Source organism: Oceanibaculum pacificum, from assembly GCF_001618175.1.
Lineage (GTDB): Bacteria > Pseudomonadota > Alphaproteobacteria > Oceanibaculales > Oceanibaculaceae > Oceanibaculum > Oceanibaculum pacificum.
Map to the genome: position 1 here is coordinate 126,936 of NZ_LPXN01000001.1, position 17,056 is coordinate 143,991.

The following is a 17,056-nucleotide window of genomic DNA, read 5'->3' on the forward strand; positions in this document are numbered from 1 at the left end:
GCATGGCGAGCACCGGCAGCAGCACGAACCGCAGCGTTCTCTTTCCGCCCGGCTTCGGCGCCTTTGTGCGCCGGCGGTTGATCGGTCTCGCCGGCTTTGTTCTGATCGGGCTGGCGCTCGCCCTTGCCGTCGCCATGTCCGGCTATCAGCCGGGCGATCCCTCGCTGAACACCGCCACCGCCGGCCCGGCGCAAAACTGGCTGGGCCTGCCCGGCGCGCTGACGGCGGATTTGCTACTGCAGACGCTGGGGCTGGGCGGCGGGCTGCTGGCGCTGGTGATCGCCGCTTGGGGCTATCGCCTGGCGGCCGGGCTGGGCCTCGCCAACCCCTGGCTGCGCGCCGCCCTGTTGCCGTTCGGCCTGCTGGCTGGGGCGATGGCGCTGGCGACCCTGACGCCGCCGGCCGGCTGGCCGCTGGTCAGCGGCCTGGGCGGCTTCACCGGCACCTTGCTGCTGGCGAAGATAAGCGGGCTATTGCCGCTGGTCGGGGCCTCGATATCGCTGGCGCTGGTCGGCATGATCGCTGGGGGCCTCGCGACCATCCTGCTGCTTTATGTGCTGGGCTTCTCGATCCGCGAATGGTGGGTCTTCCTGCGCAATGCCGGCCGCATGCTGTGGGCCGGCGGCCGGCTGACCTACCGCGCCGCCGCCGCCGGCGGGCAGATGGGCGGGGCCGCCGCCAAGGCCGGTTTCGATATGGCGAAACGCGGCGTGCGCCAGGAGCCCAGCCTCGCCGGCAGGGCGTCGGCGCGTGACCGGCTGATCGAGCGCGACCGGGAGGATGAAGAGGAGGCCCCGCGCCCCGTTCGCGCCCGCATCGACGCGCCGCTGGAGCGCGCGCCCCGTGGCGAATCGCGGCCGGAACCCCGGGTCGAACGCAAGCCGCAAAAGACCCCGGTGAAGCAGGCCAGCCTCGACCTCGTGCCCGATGGCGCTTACCAGCTGCCGGACATCGACCTTCTGGAGCCGCCGAAGCCTGGCCGTCGCGTCGGCCCGGACCAGGAAGCGCTGGAGGCCAATGCCCGGCTGCTGGAAACCGTGCTGTCGGATTTCGGCGTGAAGGGCGAGATTGTGAAAATCCGTCCCGGCCCGGTCGTCACCCTGTACGAGCTGGAGCCGGCGCCGGGCACCAAATCTTCGCGCGTCATCGGCCTGTCGGACGATATCGCCCGCTCGATGAGCGCCGTGTCGGTGCGCGTCGCCGTGGTGCCGGGGCGCAGCGTCATCGGCATTGAGCTGCCGAACCAGAATCGCGAGACGGTGCTGCTGCGCGAGACCTTCGAGGCGGAGAGCTACGAGCGCAGCGCCGCCAAGCTGCCGCTGGCGCTGGGCAAGGATATCGGCGGCGTGCCGGTGATTGCCGACCTGGCGCGCATGCCGCATCTGCTGGTCGCCGGCACCACCGGCTCAGGCAAGTCGGTGGCGGTCAATGCGATGATCCTGTCGCTGCTCTACAAGCTGCCGCCGGAACGCTGCCGTTTCATCATGATCGATCCGAAGATGCTGGAGCTGTCGATCTATGACGGCATCCCGCATCTGCTGGCGCCGGTGGTCACCGACCCCTCCAAGGCGGTGGTGGCGCTGAAATGGACCGTGCGCGAGATGGAGAACCGCTATCGCGGCATGTCCAAGCTCGGCGTGCGCAATATCGACGGCTACAATCTGCGCCTGGCGGAGGCGCGCAAGAAGGGCGAGGTGCTGAAGCGCCGCGTTCAGACCGGCTTCGACGGCGAGACCGGCAAGCCGGTCTTCGAGGACGAGCCGCTGGATCTGGAACCGCTGCCCTACATCGTCGTCGTGGTCGACGAGATGGCCGACCTGATGCTGGTCGCCGGCAAGGATATCGAGGCGGCGATCCAGCGCCTGGCGCAGATGGCGCGCGCGGCGGGCATTCACATCATCATGGCGACGCAGCGCCCGTCGGTAGACGTCATCACCGGCACGATCAAGGCGAATTTTCCGACCCGCATCAGCTTCCAGGTCACCTCCAAGATCGACAGCCGCACCATCCTGGGCGAGGGCGGGGCGGAAACCCTGCTGGGCCAGGGCGATATGCTCTACATGGCCGGCGGCGGACGCCTGACGCGCGTGCACGGCCCCTTCGTCAGCGATCTTGAGGTCGAGGATGTGGTGCGCCATCTGAAGGCGCAGGGCGTGCCCGACTATATCGAATCGGTGACCGAGGAAGATGATTTCAGCGGCGATCTGGCCGGCCTTGGCGGTGGCGATGGCGAGGAGCGCGACGATTTGTACGACAAGGCGGTGGAGCTGGTGGCGCGCGAACGCAAATGTTCGACCAGCTTCATCCAGCGCTATCTCCAGATCGGCTATAACCGCGCCGCCCGTCTGGTCGAGCGGATGGAAGCGGAAGGCATGATTTCCAAGGCCAACCATGTCGGCAAGCGGGAAGTGCTGCTGCGGGACCCGGATGAGTGATCCGCAGATGAGGAATCGCTGGAACCACGAAGGCGAGGCAAGGCGAATTCAGGGCATTTTGGGGGCGGCGCTTGCTGCGGCGGGATGGGGTACCTATTTCCGATCCATGCGAAGTGTCCCCCTACTCGCAGCCCTGGTCGCCGGTGTCCTCGGACTGCACGCCCCCCCCTCCGCAGCCTTGGAGCCGGCGACCACCCCTCCCGTTCAATTAGCGGCCGCTGATTCGCGGGTCGATCGCGAGACGATCCAGCGAATCGAGGATTATCTGAATAATATCAAGACCATGCAGGCCGATTTCCTGCAGACGGCCTCGACCGGTCAGAGCGCCAATGGCACGCTCTATCTGTCGCGCCCCGGCAAGATCCGCGTGCAGTATGAGGAGCCGGATCCCGCCTTCCTGATGGCGAATGGCACCATGCTGGTCTATGTCGATCAGACGCTGAACCAGGAAAGCTATGTGCCGGTCAGCGCCACGCCGGTGGCCTTTCTGCTGGATGACACCATCAAGCTGTCCGGCGACGTGACCGTGACGGACATGGTGAAGGAGAACAACGTCATCCGCGTCAATCTGGTGCAGACCAAGGAACGCGATGCCGGTTCCCTCTCGCTGGTGTTCAGCGATGTGCCGCTGGAGTTGCGGCAATGGACGGTGACCGATCCGCAGGGCGTGCAGACGCGGATCACGCTGAACAATACCAGCTATGGCCGTCAGCTCGATCCCGGCCTGTTCCGCCACCAGCAGACCCTGCCGCAGGCCCCGCGCAACTAGCCCTTGCGGAAAGGCTTGGCCAGCAGCCCCAGGAAATCCGCGTCCCGCGTTTCGCCCTCAAGGCCGATCGGAAGATCGCCTCGGCGGCGTTTTGCGTTGCGCGTCCCGAACAGCCCGTCCCACAGGCTGAGGATGGTGGCGTAGTTGGAATCCGTATCGGACCGGCAGGGGTGGTGATGCATCCAATGGATCGAGGGCGTCACCACGATGCGCGCCAGCAGCTTTTCCAGCCGTTCCGGCAGGCGGAGGTTCGAGTGGTGGAAGATCGATGCCATCAGCACCAGCGCCTCGAAGACGAGAACCGAGACGAGCGGGATGTCGAGCAGCATGATGACGGCCGCCCGCGCGGCGGCCGACAGCAGTACCTCGCCGAAATGGAAGCGCACCGCCGAACTGGCGTCCAGGAACCGGTCGAGATGGTGCACCGCGTGGAAGCGCCAGAGGAAGGGCAGGACATGGTTGGCCCGATGCCACCAATAGATCAGCGCATCCAACACCAACAGGTCGAGCAGCAGCGCCGGCCATCCCTGCCAGGCCGCCGGCCGCCAATCCAGCGTATGCTGGCTGGCGAGCAGCGTCAGCGGCACCACCGCCAGCGGCGAGAGTACCGCGTTCAGCAGCCATAGCCCGCCATTGCGCGCCAGCCTGGGCCAGCCGCGTGCCTCCACTGGCCGCGTCGCCGCCGGGACCAGTCGTTCGGCCGCCAGCAGCAGCGCGATCCAGACCCCCACGGCTACGGCCTTCCAGGCCAACAGCGATTCGATGCTCATGCCCCTGATTTATATCTCATCCATCCGGCGGCGAGGGGCAGAGTCTGTGCTGCGCCCCCTTGCCCTGACGCGTCTGCGGTGCTAGCTGATTTCCATGACAAAGCCTAATATATTGCCCCTGATCGGCGTTACGGCCTGCCGCAAGACGACGGGCGATCATCCGCTGCATTCGGTGTCGGAAAAATACATCACCTGCGTGACCGATGCCTCTGGCGGCCTGCCGGTGTTGATCCCCGCCCTGGCCGAAAGGCTGGATTTGCCGGCCCTGGTCGAACGGCTGGACGGTTTGCTGTTGACCGGCAGCCCGTCGAATGTCGAGCCGCATAATTACGCCCGGTCGGACCTCGATCCCGGCGATGCGTGCGACGCCAGCCGCGACGCCACCAGCCTGCCGATGATCCGTGCCGCCATCGCCGCCGGCGTACCGGTGTTCGGCATCTGCCGCGGCATTCAGGAGCTGAACGTGGCGATGGGCGGCAGCCTGCATCAGAAGATCCAGGAGATTCCGGGCAAGTTCGATCATCGCATGCGCCGCGACGTCGATTTCGACGCGAAATACCGGCCGGCCCATCCCATCGAGATTACCGAGGGTGGGGTGCTGCACCGGTTGCTGGGCGCGCGCAGCGTGCTGGTGAACTCGCTGCACGCCCAGGGCATCGACCGGCTGGGCGAGGGGTTGACGGTCGAGGCGGTGGCGCCGGACGGCATCATCGAGTCGGTCAGCGTGGCCCATGCCAAGGCCTTCGCCCTGGCGGTGCAATGGCACCCGGAATGGCCGAGTCTGGAGGAGCCGACCTCCAAGGCCTTGTTCGCCGCTTTCGGGGAAGCCTGTCGCGCCCGCGCTCTCGCACGCTCCGCAGCCTTAGCCGCGGCCTGAGCCGTGGCTGCGCCGATTTCAGAACAGCGCCGGACCGTCCTGGTCGCCTCGGTTGAGCCCTTGGCGCGGGCGACCAGCCGGGTGCGGCTCGATCTGGGCCGCGATCGGTTCGATTTCCTGGCCGGGCAATATGCCTCGCTCGCCTTCCCCGGCCAGCAGCCGCGTGACTTCTCCATCGCCAGCCCGCCGGGGCTGCCGTATCTCGATTTCCATATTCGGCAGATGGGCGAGCAGACCGCCGCCGCCTATGTGCAGACCGGCCTGAGGCCGGGCGACGCCGTGCAGCTGGCCGGCCCCTATGGCGATTGCTGGTGGCGGCGCGAGCATCTGGGGTCGATTCTGTGCATTGGCGGCGGCACCGGCCTGGCCCCGATGATCGCCATTGTCGAGGCGGCGCTGGAGCAGGGCCATCGCGGCGACATCCACCTTTATGCCGGGTTTCAGGACGAGCCGGACATCTATTACGAGGACCGTTTTCAGGTCTTGCGGGCCGCGCATCCCACCCTGTCGGTCACCTATGCGCTGTCGGCGGCCCAGGGCATGACGGCGCGCCGCACCGGCTTCATCCATCAGGTGGTCGCGGCGGATTTTACGAATTTCGCCGGCTGCAAAGCCTATCTTGCGGGCGCGCCGGCGATGGTGGAAGCTGCTGCTTCCATGCTCGTCGCCCGTGGCCTGCCTCGTGGCGATATCCATGCCGATCCCTATTTCAGCGAGGAAGAGCGCCAGCGTCTCGGCCTCGCCTGACAATATTATGAGGAATATCCGATGAGCTTCGTGATCCCGGCTCCGGCCCAGATCAGCATTCCCGTCGCCGGCGGCGCGGGCGAATTCCCGGTGCGCCGCATCTATTGCGTCGGTCGCAACTATGCGGCCCATGCCCGCGAGATGGGCCATGATCCGGATCGCGAGCCGCCCTTCTTCTTCGCCAAGCCTGCCGACGCCATCGTGCTGTGCGAGAAGGGGACGGGCGAAACCGCCATCGCGCCCTATCCGCTGGCGACCAAGGATCTGCATCACGAGATCGAGCTGGTGGTGGCGCTGGGCAAGGGCGGGGTGAACATCCCGGCCGACAAGGCGCTGGAGCATGTCTATGGCTATGCCGTCGGCATCGACCTGACCCGCCGCGACATCCAGGCCGAGGCCAAGAAGCTGGCGCGCCCGTGGGACATGGCCAAGGGCTTCGACCATTCCGCGCCTTGCGGCCATATCCGTCCGGCCTCGGAAATCGGTCATCCGACCACCGGCCGCATCCAGATTTCCGTGAATGGCGCCGTAAAGCAGGATGCCGACATCTCGGCGATGATCTGGAACGTGCCGGACACCATCGCCTATCTCTCCACCCTGGTGGAGCTGTTCCCCGGCGATCTGATCTATAGCGGCACGCCGGAAGGCGTGGGCCCGGTCGCCAAGGGCGAGACGATGGAAGGCAGCGTCGAGGGCGTCGGCGCCATCATCGTGACGATGGGCTGAGGAAGATGCCGTTGCGCGTTGCCACCTGGAACATCAATTCCGTCCGCCTGCGCCTGCCGCTGCTGCTTCGCTTGATGGAGGAACAGCAGCCGGATGTGATCTGCCTGCAGGAGATCAAGGCGGAGAACGGCGTGTTTCCCGGCGAGGCCATCGCGGCGGCGGGCTATACGCACCAGGCGGTGGCCGGGATGAAGAGCTATAACGGCGTGGCGATCCTGTCGCGCCGGCCCTTCGCCTTCACCGGCCCCCGCCATTGGTGCGGCAAGGAGGATTGCCGCCACGTCTCCGTCACCTTCGAGGACGGGATCGAGCTGCATAATTTCTACATTCCCGCCGGCGGCGATATTCCCGACCCGGCGGTGAACGAGAAATTCGCCCACAAGCTTCAATTCCTGCAGGAGATCACCGCCTGGTTCCAGGCAATGAAGGGAGACGGCACCCGGCGCATCCTGGTCGGCGACCTGAATATCGCGCCGCTGGAGCACGATGTCTGGTCGCACAAGCAGCTGCTCGACGTGGTCAGCCACACGCCCATCGAGGTGGCGCATATGGCGAAGTTGCGGGAGACGCTGGATTGGGTCGACGCGGTTCGTCATTTCGTTCCCGAAACGGAAAAGCTCTATTCCTGGTGGAGCTACCGGGCGAAGGATTGGGAGGCGTCCGACCGGGGCCGCCGCCTCGATCATATCTGGGTGACGCCGGAGCTGAAGCCGGCCTTGCAGAACTGGCAGATACTGAAGCCGGTGCGGGGCTGGGAAAAGGCCTCGGACCATGTGCCCGTCCTGGTCGATCTCGCCTAGCCACGGGGGCCTGATGCAGGAAGTGCTGCGCTATCAGCGCTCGGCGATCCGTTGGGATTATATCCGCGCCGGCGTCGGCCTTGGTTTCACGCTGGGGCCGATCCTGTTCGTGCCCGGCATCCACGGCGTGTTCCTGGTCATTCTGGCCGGGCTGGCGCTGCTGTTCCTGGCGTTCGGCATCCGGACATATCGCCGCCAGCGCACGGCGGTGACGGTCACGGAGGCGGGGCTTACGGTGGCGGATTTCCGCCGCCGCGACCTGGCCTGGGCGGAGATCGATCAGGTGAAGCTGGCCTATTTCTCCACCCGCCGCGACCGTTCGGAAGGGTGGATGCAGCTCACCCTGGCCGCCGGGGACAAGAAGCTCAGCTTCGATTCGCCCCTGGAACGATTTATGGACCTCGTTGCCGAAGCAGCTAGCATCGTGCGCGCCCGCGGGCTGGCGCTGGACGATGCCAGCATCCGCAACTTCGAATCGCTTGGCCAGCATGGGCTGCGCCGGGACGATCCGTTCGGCCGGGGCTAAACGGGTGGCTATTCGCCCTGTTGCAGCAGCGCGCCGCGTTCGCGGGCGGATTTGAAGGCCAGCAGCAGCGACAGCGTCGCCAGCAGCAGATAGACGGCGTTCACCGCCATCGCCCCACCCCACAGATCCCAGCGGAACACGCCCTCGAACATCACCGCGCGCATGCCCTCGAACACATAGGCCGAGGGCGTGGCCCAGGCGACCGGCTGCAGCCAGGCGGGCAGCGTGTCCACCGGGTAATAGATGCCGCTGATCGGCGCGAAGGCGAAGATCGATATCCAGGCCAGGCTTTCCGCGCCCATGCCCAGGCGCAGGATCAGCCCGACGATGATCAGCCCCAGCGCCCAGCCCATGATCATCAAGCCGACGAAGAAGGCGAGCAGCGGCAGCCCCAGCGAAAAGATCGAGTAATGATAGAGCGGTATCGCCAGCAGCATTGCCGGCAGCACGCCGATCAGCGTACGGATGAAGGCCATCACCATCAGCGACAGCGACAGTTCGTAGGGCCGCAGGGGGCTGACGAACAGATGGCCTAGATTGCGCGACCACATCTCCTCCAGGAAGGAGATCGAGACGCCGAGCTGGCTGCGGAACACCACGTCCCATAGCAGCACGGCGGCCAGCAGCACGCCGATGGCCTCCGCCACCCAGGAGGAATGACCCATGAAGAATTTGGTGATGAAGCCCCAGATGATCATCTGCACGGTCGGCCAATAAGCCAGCTCCAGCAGCCGGGGCCAGGAGCCGCGCAGGATGTAGAGATAGCGCAGCACCATCGCCGCGATGCGGTTCATCGAGCCGATCATGCCGGCACCCTCTCATCCTCGGCGCGGGCGATGTCCAGGAACACTTCCTCCAGATTCCGGCGGCCATAGCGGCTGATCAGCTCGGCCGGCGATCCCTGATCGACGATCCGCCCCCGGCGCATCATCAGCACGCCGTCGCACAGCCGCTCCACCTCGGCCATATTGTGCGAGGCGAGCAGGATGGCGGCGCCGGTTTCGCGGCGATACTGCTCCAGATAGGTTCTGATCCAATCGGCGGTATCGGGGTCGAGCGAGGCCGTCGGCTCGTCCAGCAGCAGCACCTCGGGCCGGTTCAGCAGCGCCTTGGCCAGCGCCACCCGGGTTTTCTGCCCGGCTGAAAGCCGGCCCGCCGGCCGGTCCATCAGATCGACGATGTCGAGCTGTTCGGCAATGGCCGCCACCTGGCGCTTGCGGTCGCGCACGGCGTATAGCCGGGCATAGACGTGCAGATTTTCCGCTACCGTCAGCCGGTGCGGCAGCTCGACATAGGGGGAGGAGAAATTCATCCGCGGCAAGACGCGGTAACGGTGCCGGATCATGTCCTCGCCCAGGATGCGGATCGACCCGGAACTCGGCGTCAGCAGCCCCAGCAGCATGGAGATGGTGGTGGTCTTGCCCGCGCCGTTGCCGCCCAGCAGCGCCATGGTGCCGCCGGCGGGAACGGAGAAGCCGATATCCTCCACCGCCACGACATCGCCGCGGGCACCGGAAAAGACTTTGCGCAGGGATTGGACTTCGATGGCGGTTTGCGGCATAGCGGTTATATAGGCCCGCATGGGCCGTTGGGTACAGAGTCACGGAGTGATGGCCGCCATGAGCTTGCCGCAAGCGCCCGAGGGCATGCTGACGCCCTATGAGCTGACCCATCCGGTGCGGCTGCATACGCTGGTGCTGCTGCGTTGGGTCGCGGTGGTGGGGCAGGCCGGCACGCTGCTGGTCGCGCATCTGTGGCTGGGCTTCGACCTGCCGATGGGCCTGGCGCTCGGCATTGTCGGCCTGTCGGTGCTGCTGAACCTGTCGGTGTCGCTGCGGCGGCCCTCCACGGCCCGGCTGACCGACCGGGAGGCGGGGCTGTTCCTGGGCTTCGACATCCTGCAGCTCTCGGTGCTGCTGCTGGTGACCGGCGGGCTGACCAACCCGTTCTCGCTGCTGATCCTGGCCCCGGTGACGGTGGCGGCGACCATCCTGTCGGCGCGCTCAACCATCGGGCTGTGCGTGCTGTCGCTGGCCTGCCTGTCGCTGCTGGCCTTCTTCCATCTGCCGCTGCCCAGCGTGATGGGGGGCTCGCCGGCGCTGTTCGACCTGCCGGCGACCTATGTGCTGGGCATCTGGGCCGGGCTGTGGATCGCCACCATCTTCATGGCCACGTTCGGCTGGCTGGTGGCGGAGGAGGCGCGGCGCATGCGCGACGCGCTGGCGGCGACGCAGATGGCGCTGGGCCGCGAGCAGCGCGTCTCGGCGCTGGGCGGCCTGGCGGCGGCGGCGGCGCACGAGCTGGGCAGCCCGCTTTCCACCATCGCCGTGATCGCCAAGGAGCTGGGGCGCGAGGTGCCGGCGGACAGCGAATTCGCCGATGATGTCCGCCTGCTGCAAAGCGAGAGCGAGCGTTGCCGGCAGATATTGGCCCGCCTGGCCGACCAGCCGGATATTAACGGCGAGGCGCCCTTCGCGCGCCAGCCGATCTCGGCGGTGATCGAGGAGGCGGTCGGCCCCTATGCCCGCGACGAGATCGATGTGCTGATCGAGAAGGCCGACGCGGAGGGCAATCCCCCGTCCGGCGAGGAGCCGACTCTGCCGCGCACGCCGGAGCTGATGCACGGTCTCGGCAATCTGTTGCAGAACGCGGTGCAGTTCGCCCGCAGCACCGTGGAGGTGCGCCTCTGCTGGGACGAGGCCGGGGCGCTGGTCGAGATCCATGATGACGGCCCGGGCTTTCCGCCGGCCATGCTGGCCAGCCTGGGCGAGCCTTTCCTGTCCAGTCGGGCGGGTGACGACGGGCATATGGGGCTTGGCATTTTCATCGCCCAGACCCTGCTGGGGCGGGCCGGCGCGCGCCTGGAATTCGCCAATGCCACCGGCGAGGGCGAGAGCGGGGCGTTGATCGTGGTGCGCTGGCCCGCCGCCTATCTGCAATGAGCCGCCGGAATGGCTCTGGTGCTGGCGCACGAAAACACCAACTATTGCGAGATGTCATAAGGGTCTAGGATACCAGCATGGCCGACGAACCGATCAATCAACTCGCATCCCCGCGCAAGATGCCCGCGCTGAGCCCGGCTGCGGAAATGACGCTGCTGATCGTCGATGACGATACGCCGTTCCGCCAGCGCCTGGCGCGCGCGATGGAAAAGCGCGGCTTCACTGTGACCGATGTGGAAACCGTCGCCGAGGGCCTGTCCATCGCCCATGCCGGCCGCGCGCCGGCCTATGCGGTGGTCGATCTGCGGCTGGCCGACGGCAGTGGTCTCGACGTGGTTCAGGCGTTGCGCGACGCCCGGCCGGAAATGCGCATCGTCATGCTGACCGGCTATGGCAATATCGCCACCGCCGTCGCCGCCATCAAGGCCGGCGCGGTCGATTACCTGCCGAAGCCGGCCGACGCCGACGCGGTGGAGGCGGCTTTGCTGGATCATAAGGAAGCCCTGCCGCCGCCGCCGGACGACCCGATGTCCGCCGACCGGGTGCGATGGGAGCATATCCAGCGCGTCTTCCAGCAATGCGACCGCAATGTCTCGGAAACCGCCCGCCGCCTGAAGATGCATCGCCGCACCCTGCAGCGAATCCTGAACAAGCGCGCGCCGAAGCCATAGGGATCGGGTTTTTGGCGGCGGCGGCCGATAAGGGCGGCCGTTACCGCTTCACATCGTTCAGCGCCCAATCATAGCGATCGTCGGCGATGGTCGTGATGCGGGCGAGGTCGTCTGCCAGCGGCCCGTCGGCATAGCGGCGCAGATGGGCGATCACGCTGGCATCGTCGCCGCCGAAATCTTCCTGGAACCAGTCATAGATCGACGAGACGATCAGGCGGTCGCCGGTGACCGAGGCGCCGCGCGGATGGTTCACATAGGCGCGCGCGCCGGCTTCCAGCAGCTTTTCGGTGTTCTCCGCGGTGAACGCTTCGGGCGGCAGGTTGGGGCAGCCGAGGGCGGCGCAGTTCACGGCGTAATGGAGGCGCGGATCGCGCCAGATAGGTCGCAGGATGCGGTGCTCGATATCGTCCAGGCTGAGTTCAGCGCCGTCGATGCGGATCAGCTTCGCGCCCCAGGGACCGCCGGAGAATAGGGAGGCGAGGAGGCCGGGCGAGATGTCGATGTCGCGGATGCTCTCCACCGGATAGCGCGACAACACGGTGCGGATGGTCAGCGCGTTGTAAAGGTTGATCCAGAAGGCCAGCTGCTCGGCGCGGTTGAAGCGGGCAATCGGCACCATGGTCAGCTCGGCCAGATAGAAATCCAGTACGGCGCGCTCCGCCCGGGCGCGGGCATAGTCGAAGCGCGCGATGCCGTCCGCCCCCATGCTGCGGTAGCGCTTCAGGAAATCGTCCCAGTCGCGATGGTCGATCGACAGGGCGGAGGCGGGGTCGTACGCCGCCCAACGCTCCCACAAATCCGCTTTCGGCGCCGCCCAGGCGGGCAGCGCCGTCAGCAGCAGTAGCAGCAGGGCGAGCGCGCGGGCCATCATCGGCTAGAGGCTGGGCCTAGACGTCCAGATTGGCGACCTTCAGGGCGTTGGTCTGGATGAAGTCGCGGCGCGGCTCCACCACATCGCCCATCAGGGTGGAGAAAATCTCCGCCGCCTCGTCGGCGTGGCTGACTTTCACCTGCAGCAGCGAGCGCACATTGGCGTCCAGCGTGGTTTCCCAGAGCTGGTCGGGGTTCATCTCGCCCAGCCCTTTATAGCGCTGGATGGTGATGCCCTTGCGGCCGGCTTCCATCACCCGGTCGGCCAGGTCGAGCGGGCCGTGGATGGTGGTTTCCCGCTCCTTGGTGGACAGGCGCGCGGATTGCTGGAAATCCGCCTGCAGCTCACGGACTGTCTGGTCAAGGCGGCGGGCCTCGCCGCTGGCCAGCACCGGCGCATCGATGCGGAAGCTCTGGCGCACGCCGCGCAGCTTGCGCGAGAAGGTGAAGCCATGCTCCGGATCGGCGGTGCCTTCCCAGCCACGCTCGGAGGGAATCTCCAGCGCGTCCAGACGCTCGGCGATATAGGCGGCCTTTTCCGAGGCCGCTTTTTCGTCCAGCAGCAGCGGCGCGTTCAGCGCCCCGGCGATAGCCGCCTGCTCGATAACCGCGGCACTGCCGACCCGGCGGCCCAGCGGTTCGATCAGGCTTTTCATCCGGCGCGCCGAATCGACGATGGTCCGCAAATCGGGGCCGATTCGCGTGCTGCCGTCAGCCAAGGTGAGAACCGCATTCTCCAGCCCCTCATTGATCAGGTAATCGTCGAGCTGGCGGTCATCCTTCAGATAGACGCCAGACTGGCCGCGCTTGGCGCGATACAGCGGCGGTTGGGCGATATAAAGGTAGCCGCGCTCGATCAGCTCCGGCATCTGCCGGTAGAAGAAGGTCAGCAGCAGGGTGCGGATATGGCTGCCGTCCACGTCCGCGTCGGTCATGATGATGATCTTGTGGTAGCGCACCTTGTCGACATTGAAGTCGTCCGGGCCGATGCCGGTGCCCAAGGCGGCGATGATGGTGCCGATTTCGGCCGAACCCAGCATCTTGTCGAAGCGGGCGCGCTCGACATTCAGGATCTTGCCGCGCAATGGCAGGATGGCCTGGTATTTCCGGTCGCGCGCCTGTTTGGCGCTGCCGCCGGCGGAATCGCCCTCGACCAGGAACAGCTCGCTTTGCGCCGGGTCGCGTTCCTGGCAGTCGGCCAGCTTGCCGGGCAGGCTGGCGATGTCCAGCGCGCCCTTGCGTCGCGTCAGATCGCGCGCCTTGCGGGCGGCCTCGCGGGCGATGGCGGCCTCGACCACCTTGCCGATGATGCGCTTGGCCTCGTTCGGGTTCTCCTCGAACCATTGCTGCATGCGCTCGGCGGCGATGTTCTCGACCACCGGCCGCACTTCGGAGGAGACCAGCTTATCCTTGGTCTGGCTGGAGAATTTCGGGTCCGGCACCTTCACCGACAGCACGCAGGTCAGCCCCTCGCGCGCATCCTCGCCGGACAGCGCCACCTTCTCCTTCTTCGCGATGCCGCTTTCGACCGCGTAGGAATTGATGGTGCGGGTCAGCGCCGCGCGGAAGCCGGCCAGATGGGTGCCACCGTCGCGTTGCGGGATGTTGTTGGTAAAGCACAGCATGGTCTCGTGATAGGAGTCGGTCCACTCCATCGCGATCTCGACCGTGATGCCGTCGCGCTCGCCGATCATGTGGATCGGCGGCTGGTGCACGGCGGTCTTGGAACGGTCGATATATTTGACCATCTCGCGCAGGCCGCCCTCGTAATGCAGGTCGACCGAGGTCGGCTCCTCGCCGGAGCGGCTGTCGATCAGCAGCAGATGCACGCCGGAGTTCAGGAAGGCCAGCTCGCGCAGCCGGTGCTCCAGCGTGGCGAAGTCGAAATCGCGATTCTTGAAGGTCTCCAGCGCCGGCAGGAAATTCACCTGGGTGCCGCGCTTCCCGCCGGCCGGGCCGACCACGGCCAGGGGCGCTTCGGCGACGCCGTGAATGAAGCGGATGAAATGTTCCTTCCCGTCGCGCCAGACCGTCAGTTCCAGCCGTTCCGATAGCGCGTTCACCACCGAGATGCCGACGCCGTGCAGACCGCCGGACACCTTGTAGGAATTCTGGTCGAACTTACCGCCGGCATGCAGCTGGGTCATGATGACCTCGGCCGCCGAGATGCCCTCTTCCTTGTGGATTTCCACCGGGATGCCGCGTCCATTGTCGCGCACCGTGACCGAGCCGTCGGCGTTCAGCTCGACATGGATCAGGTCGCAATAGCCGGCCAGCGATTCGTCGATGGCGTTGTCCACCACCTCATACACCATATGGTGCAGGCCGGTGCCGTCCTCGGTGTCGCCGATATACATGCCCGGGCGCTTGCGCACCGCCTCCAGACCACGCAGCACCTTGATCGAATCGGCGCCATAGTCCGAATCATCGTGCCGGTCCGGCAAATTCTGCGGGGCTGGTTCCGTGCTCATCTCATCTGTCCCGTCAAACGGAAGAATCCAAAACCACCGCGGCATCGGCCACGGTGGCGTATTGCGCGCGCCCGGCGAAAGGCTCGAACAGCGACCGGTCGGTGCCGGTCAGCCAAGCCTGAGCGCCAAGCGCGCAAATCTCGTCATACAGCGCGGCGCGCCGGATCTCGTCCAGATGCGCCGCCACCTCGTCCAGCAGCAGGATCGGCGCACTGCCGCTTTCCGCCGCCTGCAGGCGCGCATGCGCCAGGGTGATGGCGATCAGCAGCGCCTTCTGCTCGCCGGTCGAGCACAGCGCGGCCGGCATGTCCTTGTCGACATGGCGAGCCACGATATCGCTGCGATGTGGCCCTTCCGAGGCGCCGCCGCTTTCCGAATCCTGACGCCGGCTTGCCGCCAGCGCGGCGCGCAGCCGGTCCTCGGCGGCCAGCGCCGGCATTTCCTCCAGCCAGCGGTCGACCGCGCCTTCCAGCGCCAGCGCGGCGCGCGGGAAGGGGCCGACGGCGACCTCGCAGGCCTGGTTCAGCCGGGCCACCAGCGCCTGCCGGGCGGCCGCGATGGCGATGCCGCCAGCAGCCATCTGTTCTTCCAGGGCGGTCAGCCAGGCATTGTCGGCCCGGCCCTGCTTCAGCAGCCGCGCACGTTCGCGCAGGGCATGCTCGTAACTGTTCACCCGGGTGGCATGCGCCGGGTCCGCGCCATAGGCCAGCCGGTCGAAGAAGCGGCGGCGGCCGGACGCGCCGTCCAGAAACAGCCGGTCCATCTGCGGCGTCAGCCAGGCCAGCGAGAGGTGATCGGCCAGCACGTTCTGGCTCCTGGCCGGCGCGCCGTCGATGCGGACCACGCGGCGCTCCACCCCGGGGGCGGCCGATATGTCGCGCCCGGTGCCGATATCGACCGGCCCTTGCCGGGTCTCCACCTTGGCCGCGACGACCCAGCCGCCGGCATCGCCCGACAACCGGTCGATCTCCGACAGCTTCGCCCGGCGCAGGCCGCGCCCCGGCGACAGGAAGGAAATCGCTTCCAGCAGGTTGGTCTTGCCCGCGCCATTGGCGCCGGTCAGCACGACGGGCCGCTGATCGATCTCCAGCCGTGCGCCGGCATAACAGCGGAAATCGGTCACCGTCAGGCGACGTACCGCCAGCCGGGCGGTGGAACCGGTCGGCCGGGGCTGAATGGCAAAGGCGGCGTTCACTCTCGTTCGCGTCAGACGCGCATCGGCATCAGGACGTACAGCGCGCTCTCGTCGGACTGGTCGCGCACGATGGTGGGCGAGGCGGCGTCGGCCAGAGTGAACTGCGCCTCGTCGCCCTCGATCTGCGCGGTGATGTCGAGCAAATAGCGGGAATTGAAGCCGATCTCTATGGGGGACGCGCTGTAGGACACTTCCAGCTCCTCGATGGCGGTGCCATTCTCCGGGCTGGTGGCCGACAGGATCAGCGCGCCATTCTGCAGGGAGAGCTTCACCGCGCGGCTTTTTTCCGTCGAGATGGTGGCCACGCGGTCGACCGCGTCGGCGAAATCCTTGCGGCTGACCTGCAGGGTCTTGTCGTTCCCGGCGGGAATGACGCGCTCGTAATCCGGGAAGGTTCCGTCGATCAGCTTGGTGGTCAGCATGATGTCGCCGAAGCCGAAGCGCAGCTTGGTCTCCGACAGCGATACGCTGATCTCGCCCTCGGCATCCTCGACCAGCTTGCGCAGTTCGCCCACCGCCTTGCGCGGCACGATGACGCCCGGCATGCCCGCCGCGCCGTCCGGCAGCGGCATTTCGACCCGCGCCAGCCGGTGGCCATCGGTCGCCACCGCGCGCATCACCGGCACGCCGCTGGAATTGGTGGCGTGGATGTAGATGCCGTTCAGGTAGTAGCGCGTCTCCTCGGTGGAGATGGCGAAGCGGGTGCGGTCGATCAGCGACTTCACCTCGCCGGCCTGCAGCACGAAATTATACGGCAGCTCGCCGCCCGACAAGGCCGGGAACTCCTCCGTCGACAGGGTCGACAGGCTGAAGGTGGAGCGCCCGGCGCGCACCGTCAGCCGGTTGCTGCCGCTTTCCTCCGCCAGCTCGATCTGGGTGCCTTCCGGCAGCTTGCGCACGATGTCGTAGAGGGTATGGGCCGGGGCGGTGGTGGCGCCCGGCCGGCTGACCTCAGCGCCGACGCTCTCGACGACGTCGATGTCCATGTCGGTCGCGGTCAGCGACAGCATGTCGCCCTCGGCGCGCAGCAGCACGTTGCTCAGGATGGGGATCGTGTTGCGCTTTTCGACGACGCTCTGCACATGGGCCAGGGGCTTCAGCAGAGCGGCCCGGTCGATGATCAGCTTCATCCTGATAACTGCCTGATTTCCGTGAAGATTCTCATTCGAATTCCAGGCGGAATCAACCCCACCCGAAAAGGTCGGTCACTATAACACAAATTGTGTTTTGTAAGGCCAAAAACGCCCCCTCGGCGGC

Annotated in this window: 16 protein-coding genes; 9 read left to right on the top strand and 7 right to left on the bottom strand. The window is 66.6% G+C overall.

From position 1 onward, the window contains the following. Positions 1-2: 2 nt before the first annotated feature. Positions 3-2,435: a DNA translocase FtsK gene (locus AUP43_RS00630; protein ID WP_084462360.1), complete on the top strand. Its 2,433-nt coding sequence runs from the start codon at positions 3-5 to the stop codon at positions 2,433-2,435. A 283-nt stretch (positions 2,436-2,718) separates the two neighbouring features. Next, positions 2,719-3,204: a LolA family protein gene (locus tag AUP43_RS19145; protein ID WP_198154769.1), complete on the top strand. Its 486-nt coding sequence runs from the start codon at positions 2,719-2,721 to the stop codon at positions 3,202-3,204. Here the strand turns inward: AUP43_RS19145 and AUP43_RS00640 are convergent. After that, positions 3,201-3,974 carry a sterol desaturase family protein gene (locus AUP43_RS00640; RefSeq protein WP_067551157.1) on the bottom strand — a complete coding sequence of 258 codons (774 nt, stop codon included), beginning with the start codon at positions 3,972-3,974 and terminating at the stop codon, positions 3,201-3,203. The genes AUP43_RS19145 and AUP43_RS00640 overlap by 4 nt on opposite strands. Before the next feature lie 94 nt (positions 3,975-4,068). Here AUP43_RS00640 and AUP43_RS00645 point away from each other — a divergent pair, with 94 nt between their 5' ends. The 5 genes from AUP43_RS00645 to AUP43_RS00665 are packed head-to-tail and all read left to right on the top strand — an operon-like array spanning position 4,069 to position 7,650. Then, a complete protein-coding gene (locus AUP43_RS00645; RefSeq protein WP_067551160.1) occupies positions 4,069-4,851 on the top strand; it encodes a gamma-glutamyl-gamma-aminobutyrate hydrolase family protein in 783 nt (260 codons plus the stop codon). A gap of 3 nt (positions 4,852-4,854) precedes the next feature. After that, on the top strand, positions 4,855-5,598 hold the full coding sequence (locus AUP43_RS00650) for an FAD-binding oxidoreductase (RefSeq protein WP_084462364.1): 744 nt from the start codon (positions 4,855-4,857) through the stop codon (positions 5,596-5,598). Positions 5,599-5,619: 21 nt separating this feature from the next. After that, positions 5,620-6,324, top strand: a complete 705-nt coding sequence (locus tag AUP43_RS00655; RefSeq protein ID WP_067551165.1) for a fumarylacetoacetate hydrolase family protein — start codon at positions 5,620-5,622, stop codon at positions 6,322-6,324. An 11-nt stretch (positions 6,325-6,335) separates the two neighbouring features. Beyond that, on the top strand, positions 6,336-7,124 hold the full coding sequence (gene xth, locus AUP43_RS00660) for an exodeoxyribonuclease III (RefSeq protein WP_067551168.1): 789 nt from the start codon (positions 6,336-6,338) through the stop codon (positions 7,122-7,124). 13 nt (positions 7,125-7,137) lie between these two features. Continuing rightward, complete coding sequence (locus AUP43_RS00665) at positions 7,138-7,650, top strand: hypothetical protein (protein WP_157089164.1); 513 nt, start codon at positions 7,138-7,140, stop codon at positions 7,648-7,650. Between the two features lie 8 nt (positions 7,651-7,658). On the opposite strand, the gene AUP43_RS00670 is transcribed toward AUP43_RS00665, so the two are convergent. Then, positions 7,659-8,456: an ABC transporter permease gene (locus tag AUP43_RS00670; protein ID WP_067551174.1), complete on the bottom strand. Its 798-nt coding sequence runs from the start codon at positions 8,454-8,456 to the stop codon at positions 7,659-7,661. Further along, entirely contained in the window at positions 8,453-9,211 is a 759-nt protein-coding gene (locus tag AUP43_RS00675) for an ABC transporter ATP-binding protein (protein ID WP_067551308.1), read from the bottom strand. Before AUP43_RS00675 ends, AUP43_RS00670 begins: the two co-directional genes overlap by 4 nt. 58 nt (positions 9,212-9,269) lie before the next feature. Here AUP43_RS00675 and AUP43_RS00680 point away from each other — a divergent pair, with 58 nt between their 5' ends. Then, positions 9,270-10,592, top strand: coding sequence for an ActS/PrrB/RegB family redox-sensitive histidine kinase (locus AUP43_RS00680; RefSeq protein WP_067551310.1), 1,323 nt, complete (start codon positions 9,270-9,272; stop codon positions 10,590-10,592). A gap of 77 nt (positions 10,593-10,669) precedes the next feature. Further along, positions 10,670-11,263: an ActR/PrrA/RegA family redox response regulator transcription factor gene (locus tag AUP43_RS00685; RefSeq protein ID WP_067551177.1), complete on the top strand. Its 594-nt coding sequence runs from the start codon at positions 10,670-10,672 to the stop codon at positions 11,261-11,263. 40 nt (positions 11,264-11,303) lie between these two features. Here the strand turns inward: AUP43_RS00685 and AUP43_RS00690 are convergent, their stop codons facing one another. From AUP43_RS00690 to dnaN, 4 genes are read right to left on the bottom strand one after another with little or no spacing between them, the layout of a single operon-like run. Further along, on the bottom strand, positions 11,304-12,134 hold the full coding sequence (locus AUP43_RS00690) for a DUF547 domain-containing protein (RefSeq protein WP_067551179.1): 831 nt from the start codon (positions 12,132-12,134) through the stop codon (positions 11,304-11,306). A gap of 16 nt (positions 12,135-12,150) precedes the next feature. Next, positions 12,151-14,604 (bottom strand): DNA topoisomerase (ATP-hydrolyzing) subunit B, encoded by a 2,454-nt coding sequence (gene gyrB / locus AUP43_RS00695; RefSeq protein ID WP_067551180.1) that lies wholly within the window; start codon positions 14,602-14,604, stop codon positions 12,151-12,153. A 13-nt stretch (positions 14,605-14,617) separates the two neighbouring features. Then, complete coding sequence (gene recF / locus AUP43_RS00700; protein WP_067551183.1) at positions 14,618-15,799, bottom strand: DNA replication/repair protein RecF; 1,182 nt, start codon at positions 15,797-15,799, stop codon at positions 14,618-14,620. A gap of 11 nt (positions 15,800-15,810) precedes the next feature. Continuing rightward, the gene (gene dnaN / locus AUP43_RS00705) at positions 15,811-16,929 is read right to left on the bottom strand and encodes a DNA polymerase III subunit beta (protein ID WP_067551185.1); all 1,119 of its coding nucleotides are present in this window, start codon (positions 16,927-16,929) and stop codon (positions 15,811-15,813) included. Positions 16,930-17,056: the final 127 nt, after the last annotated feature.

Bases quoted from the DNA above. Each gene is read 5' to 3' on its own strand.
- AUP43_RS00690 (WP_067551179.1), bottom strand. From the start codon at position 12,134: ATGATGGCCCGCGCGCTCGCCCTGCTGCTACTGCTGCTGACGGCGCTG.
- AUP43_RS19145 (WP_198154769.1), top strand. From the start codon at position 2,719: ATGCAGGCCGATTTCCTGCAGACGGCCTCGACCGGTCAGAGCGCCAAT.
- gyrB (WP_067551180.1), bottom strand. From the start codon at position 14,604: ATGAGCACGGAACCAGCCCCGCAGAATTTGCCGGACCGGCACGATGAT.
- dnaN (WP_067551185.1), bottom strand. From the start codon at position 16,929: ATGAAGCTGATCATCGACCGGGCCGCTCTGCTGAAGCCCCTGGCCCAT.
- AUP43_RS00680 (WP_067551310.1), top strand. From the start codon at position 9,270: ATGAGCTTGCCGCAAGCGCCCGAGGGCATGCTGACGCCCTATGAGCTG.
- AUP43_RS00665 (WP_157089164.1), top strand. From the start codon at position 7,138: ATGCAGGAAGTGCTGCGCTATCAGCGCTCGGCGATCCGTTGGGATTAT.
- AUP43_RS00675 (WP_067551308.1), bottom strand. From the start codon at position 9,211: ATGCCGCAAACCGCCATCGAAGTCCAATCCCTGCGCAAAGTCTTTTCC.
- AUP43_RS00640 (WP_067551157.1), bottom strand. From the start codon at position 3,974: ATGAGCATCGAATCGCTGTTGGCCTGGAAGGCCGTAGCCGTGGGGGTC.
- AUP43_RS00670 (WP_067551174.1), bottom strand. From the start codon at position 8,456: ATGATCGGCTCGATGAACCGCATCGCGGCGATGGTGCTGCGCTATCTC.
- AUP43_RS00655 (WP_067551165.1), top strand. From the start codon at position 5,620: ATGAGCTTCGTGATCCCGGCTCCGGCCCAGATCAGCATTCCCGTCGCC.
- AUP43_RS00645 (WP_067551160.1), top strand. From the start codon at position 4,069: ATGACAAAGCCTAATATATTGCCCCTGATCGGCGTTACGGCCTGCCGC.
- AUP43_RS00685 (WP_067551177.1), top strand. From the start codon at position 10,670: ATGGCCGACGAACCGATCAATCAACTCGCATCCCCGCGCAAGATGCCC.
- AUP43_RS00630 (WP_084462360.1), top strand. From the start codon at position 3: ATGGCGAGCACCGGCAGCAGCACGAACCGCAGCGTTCTCTTTCCGCCC.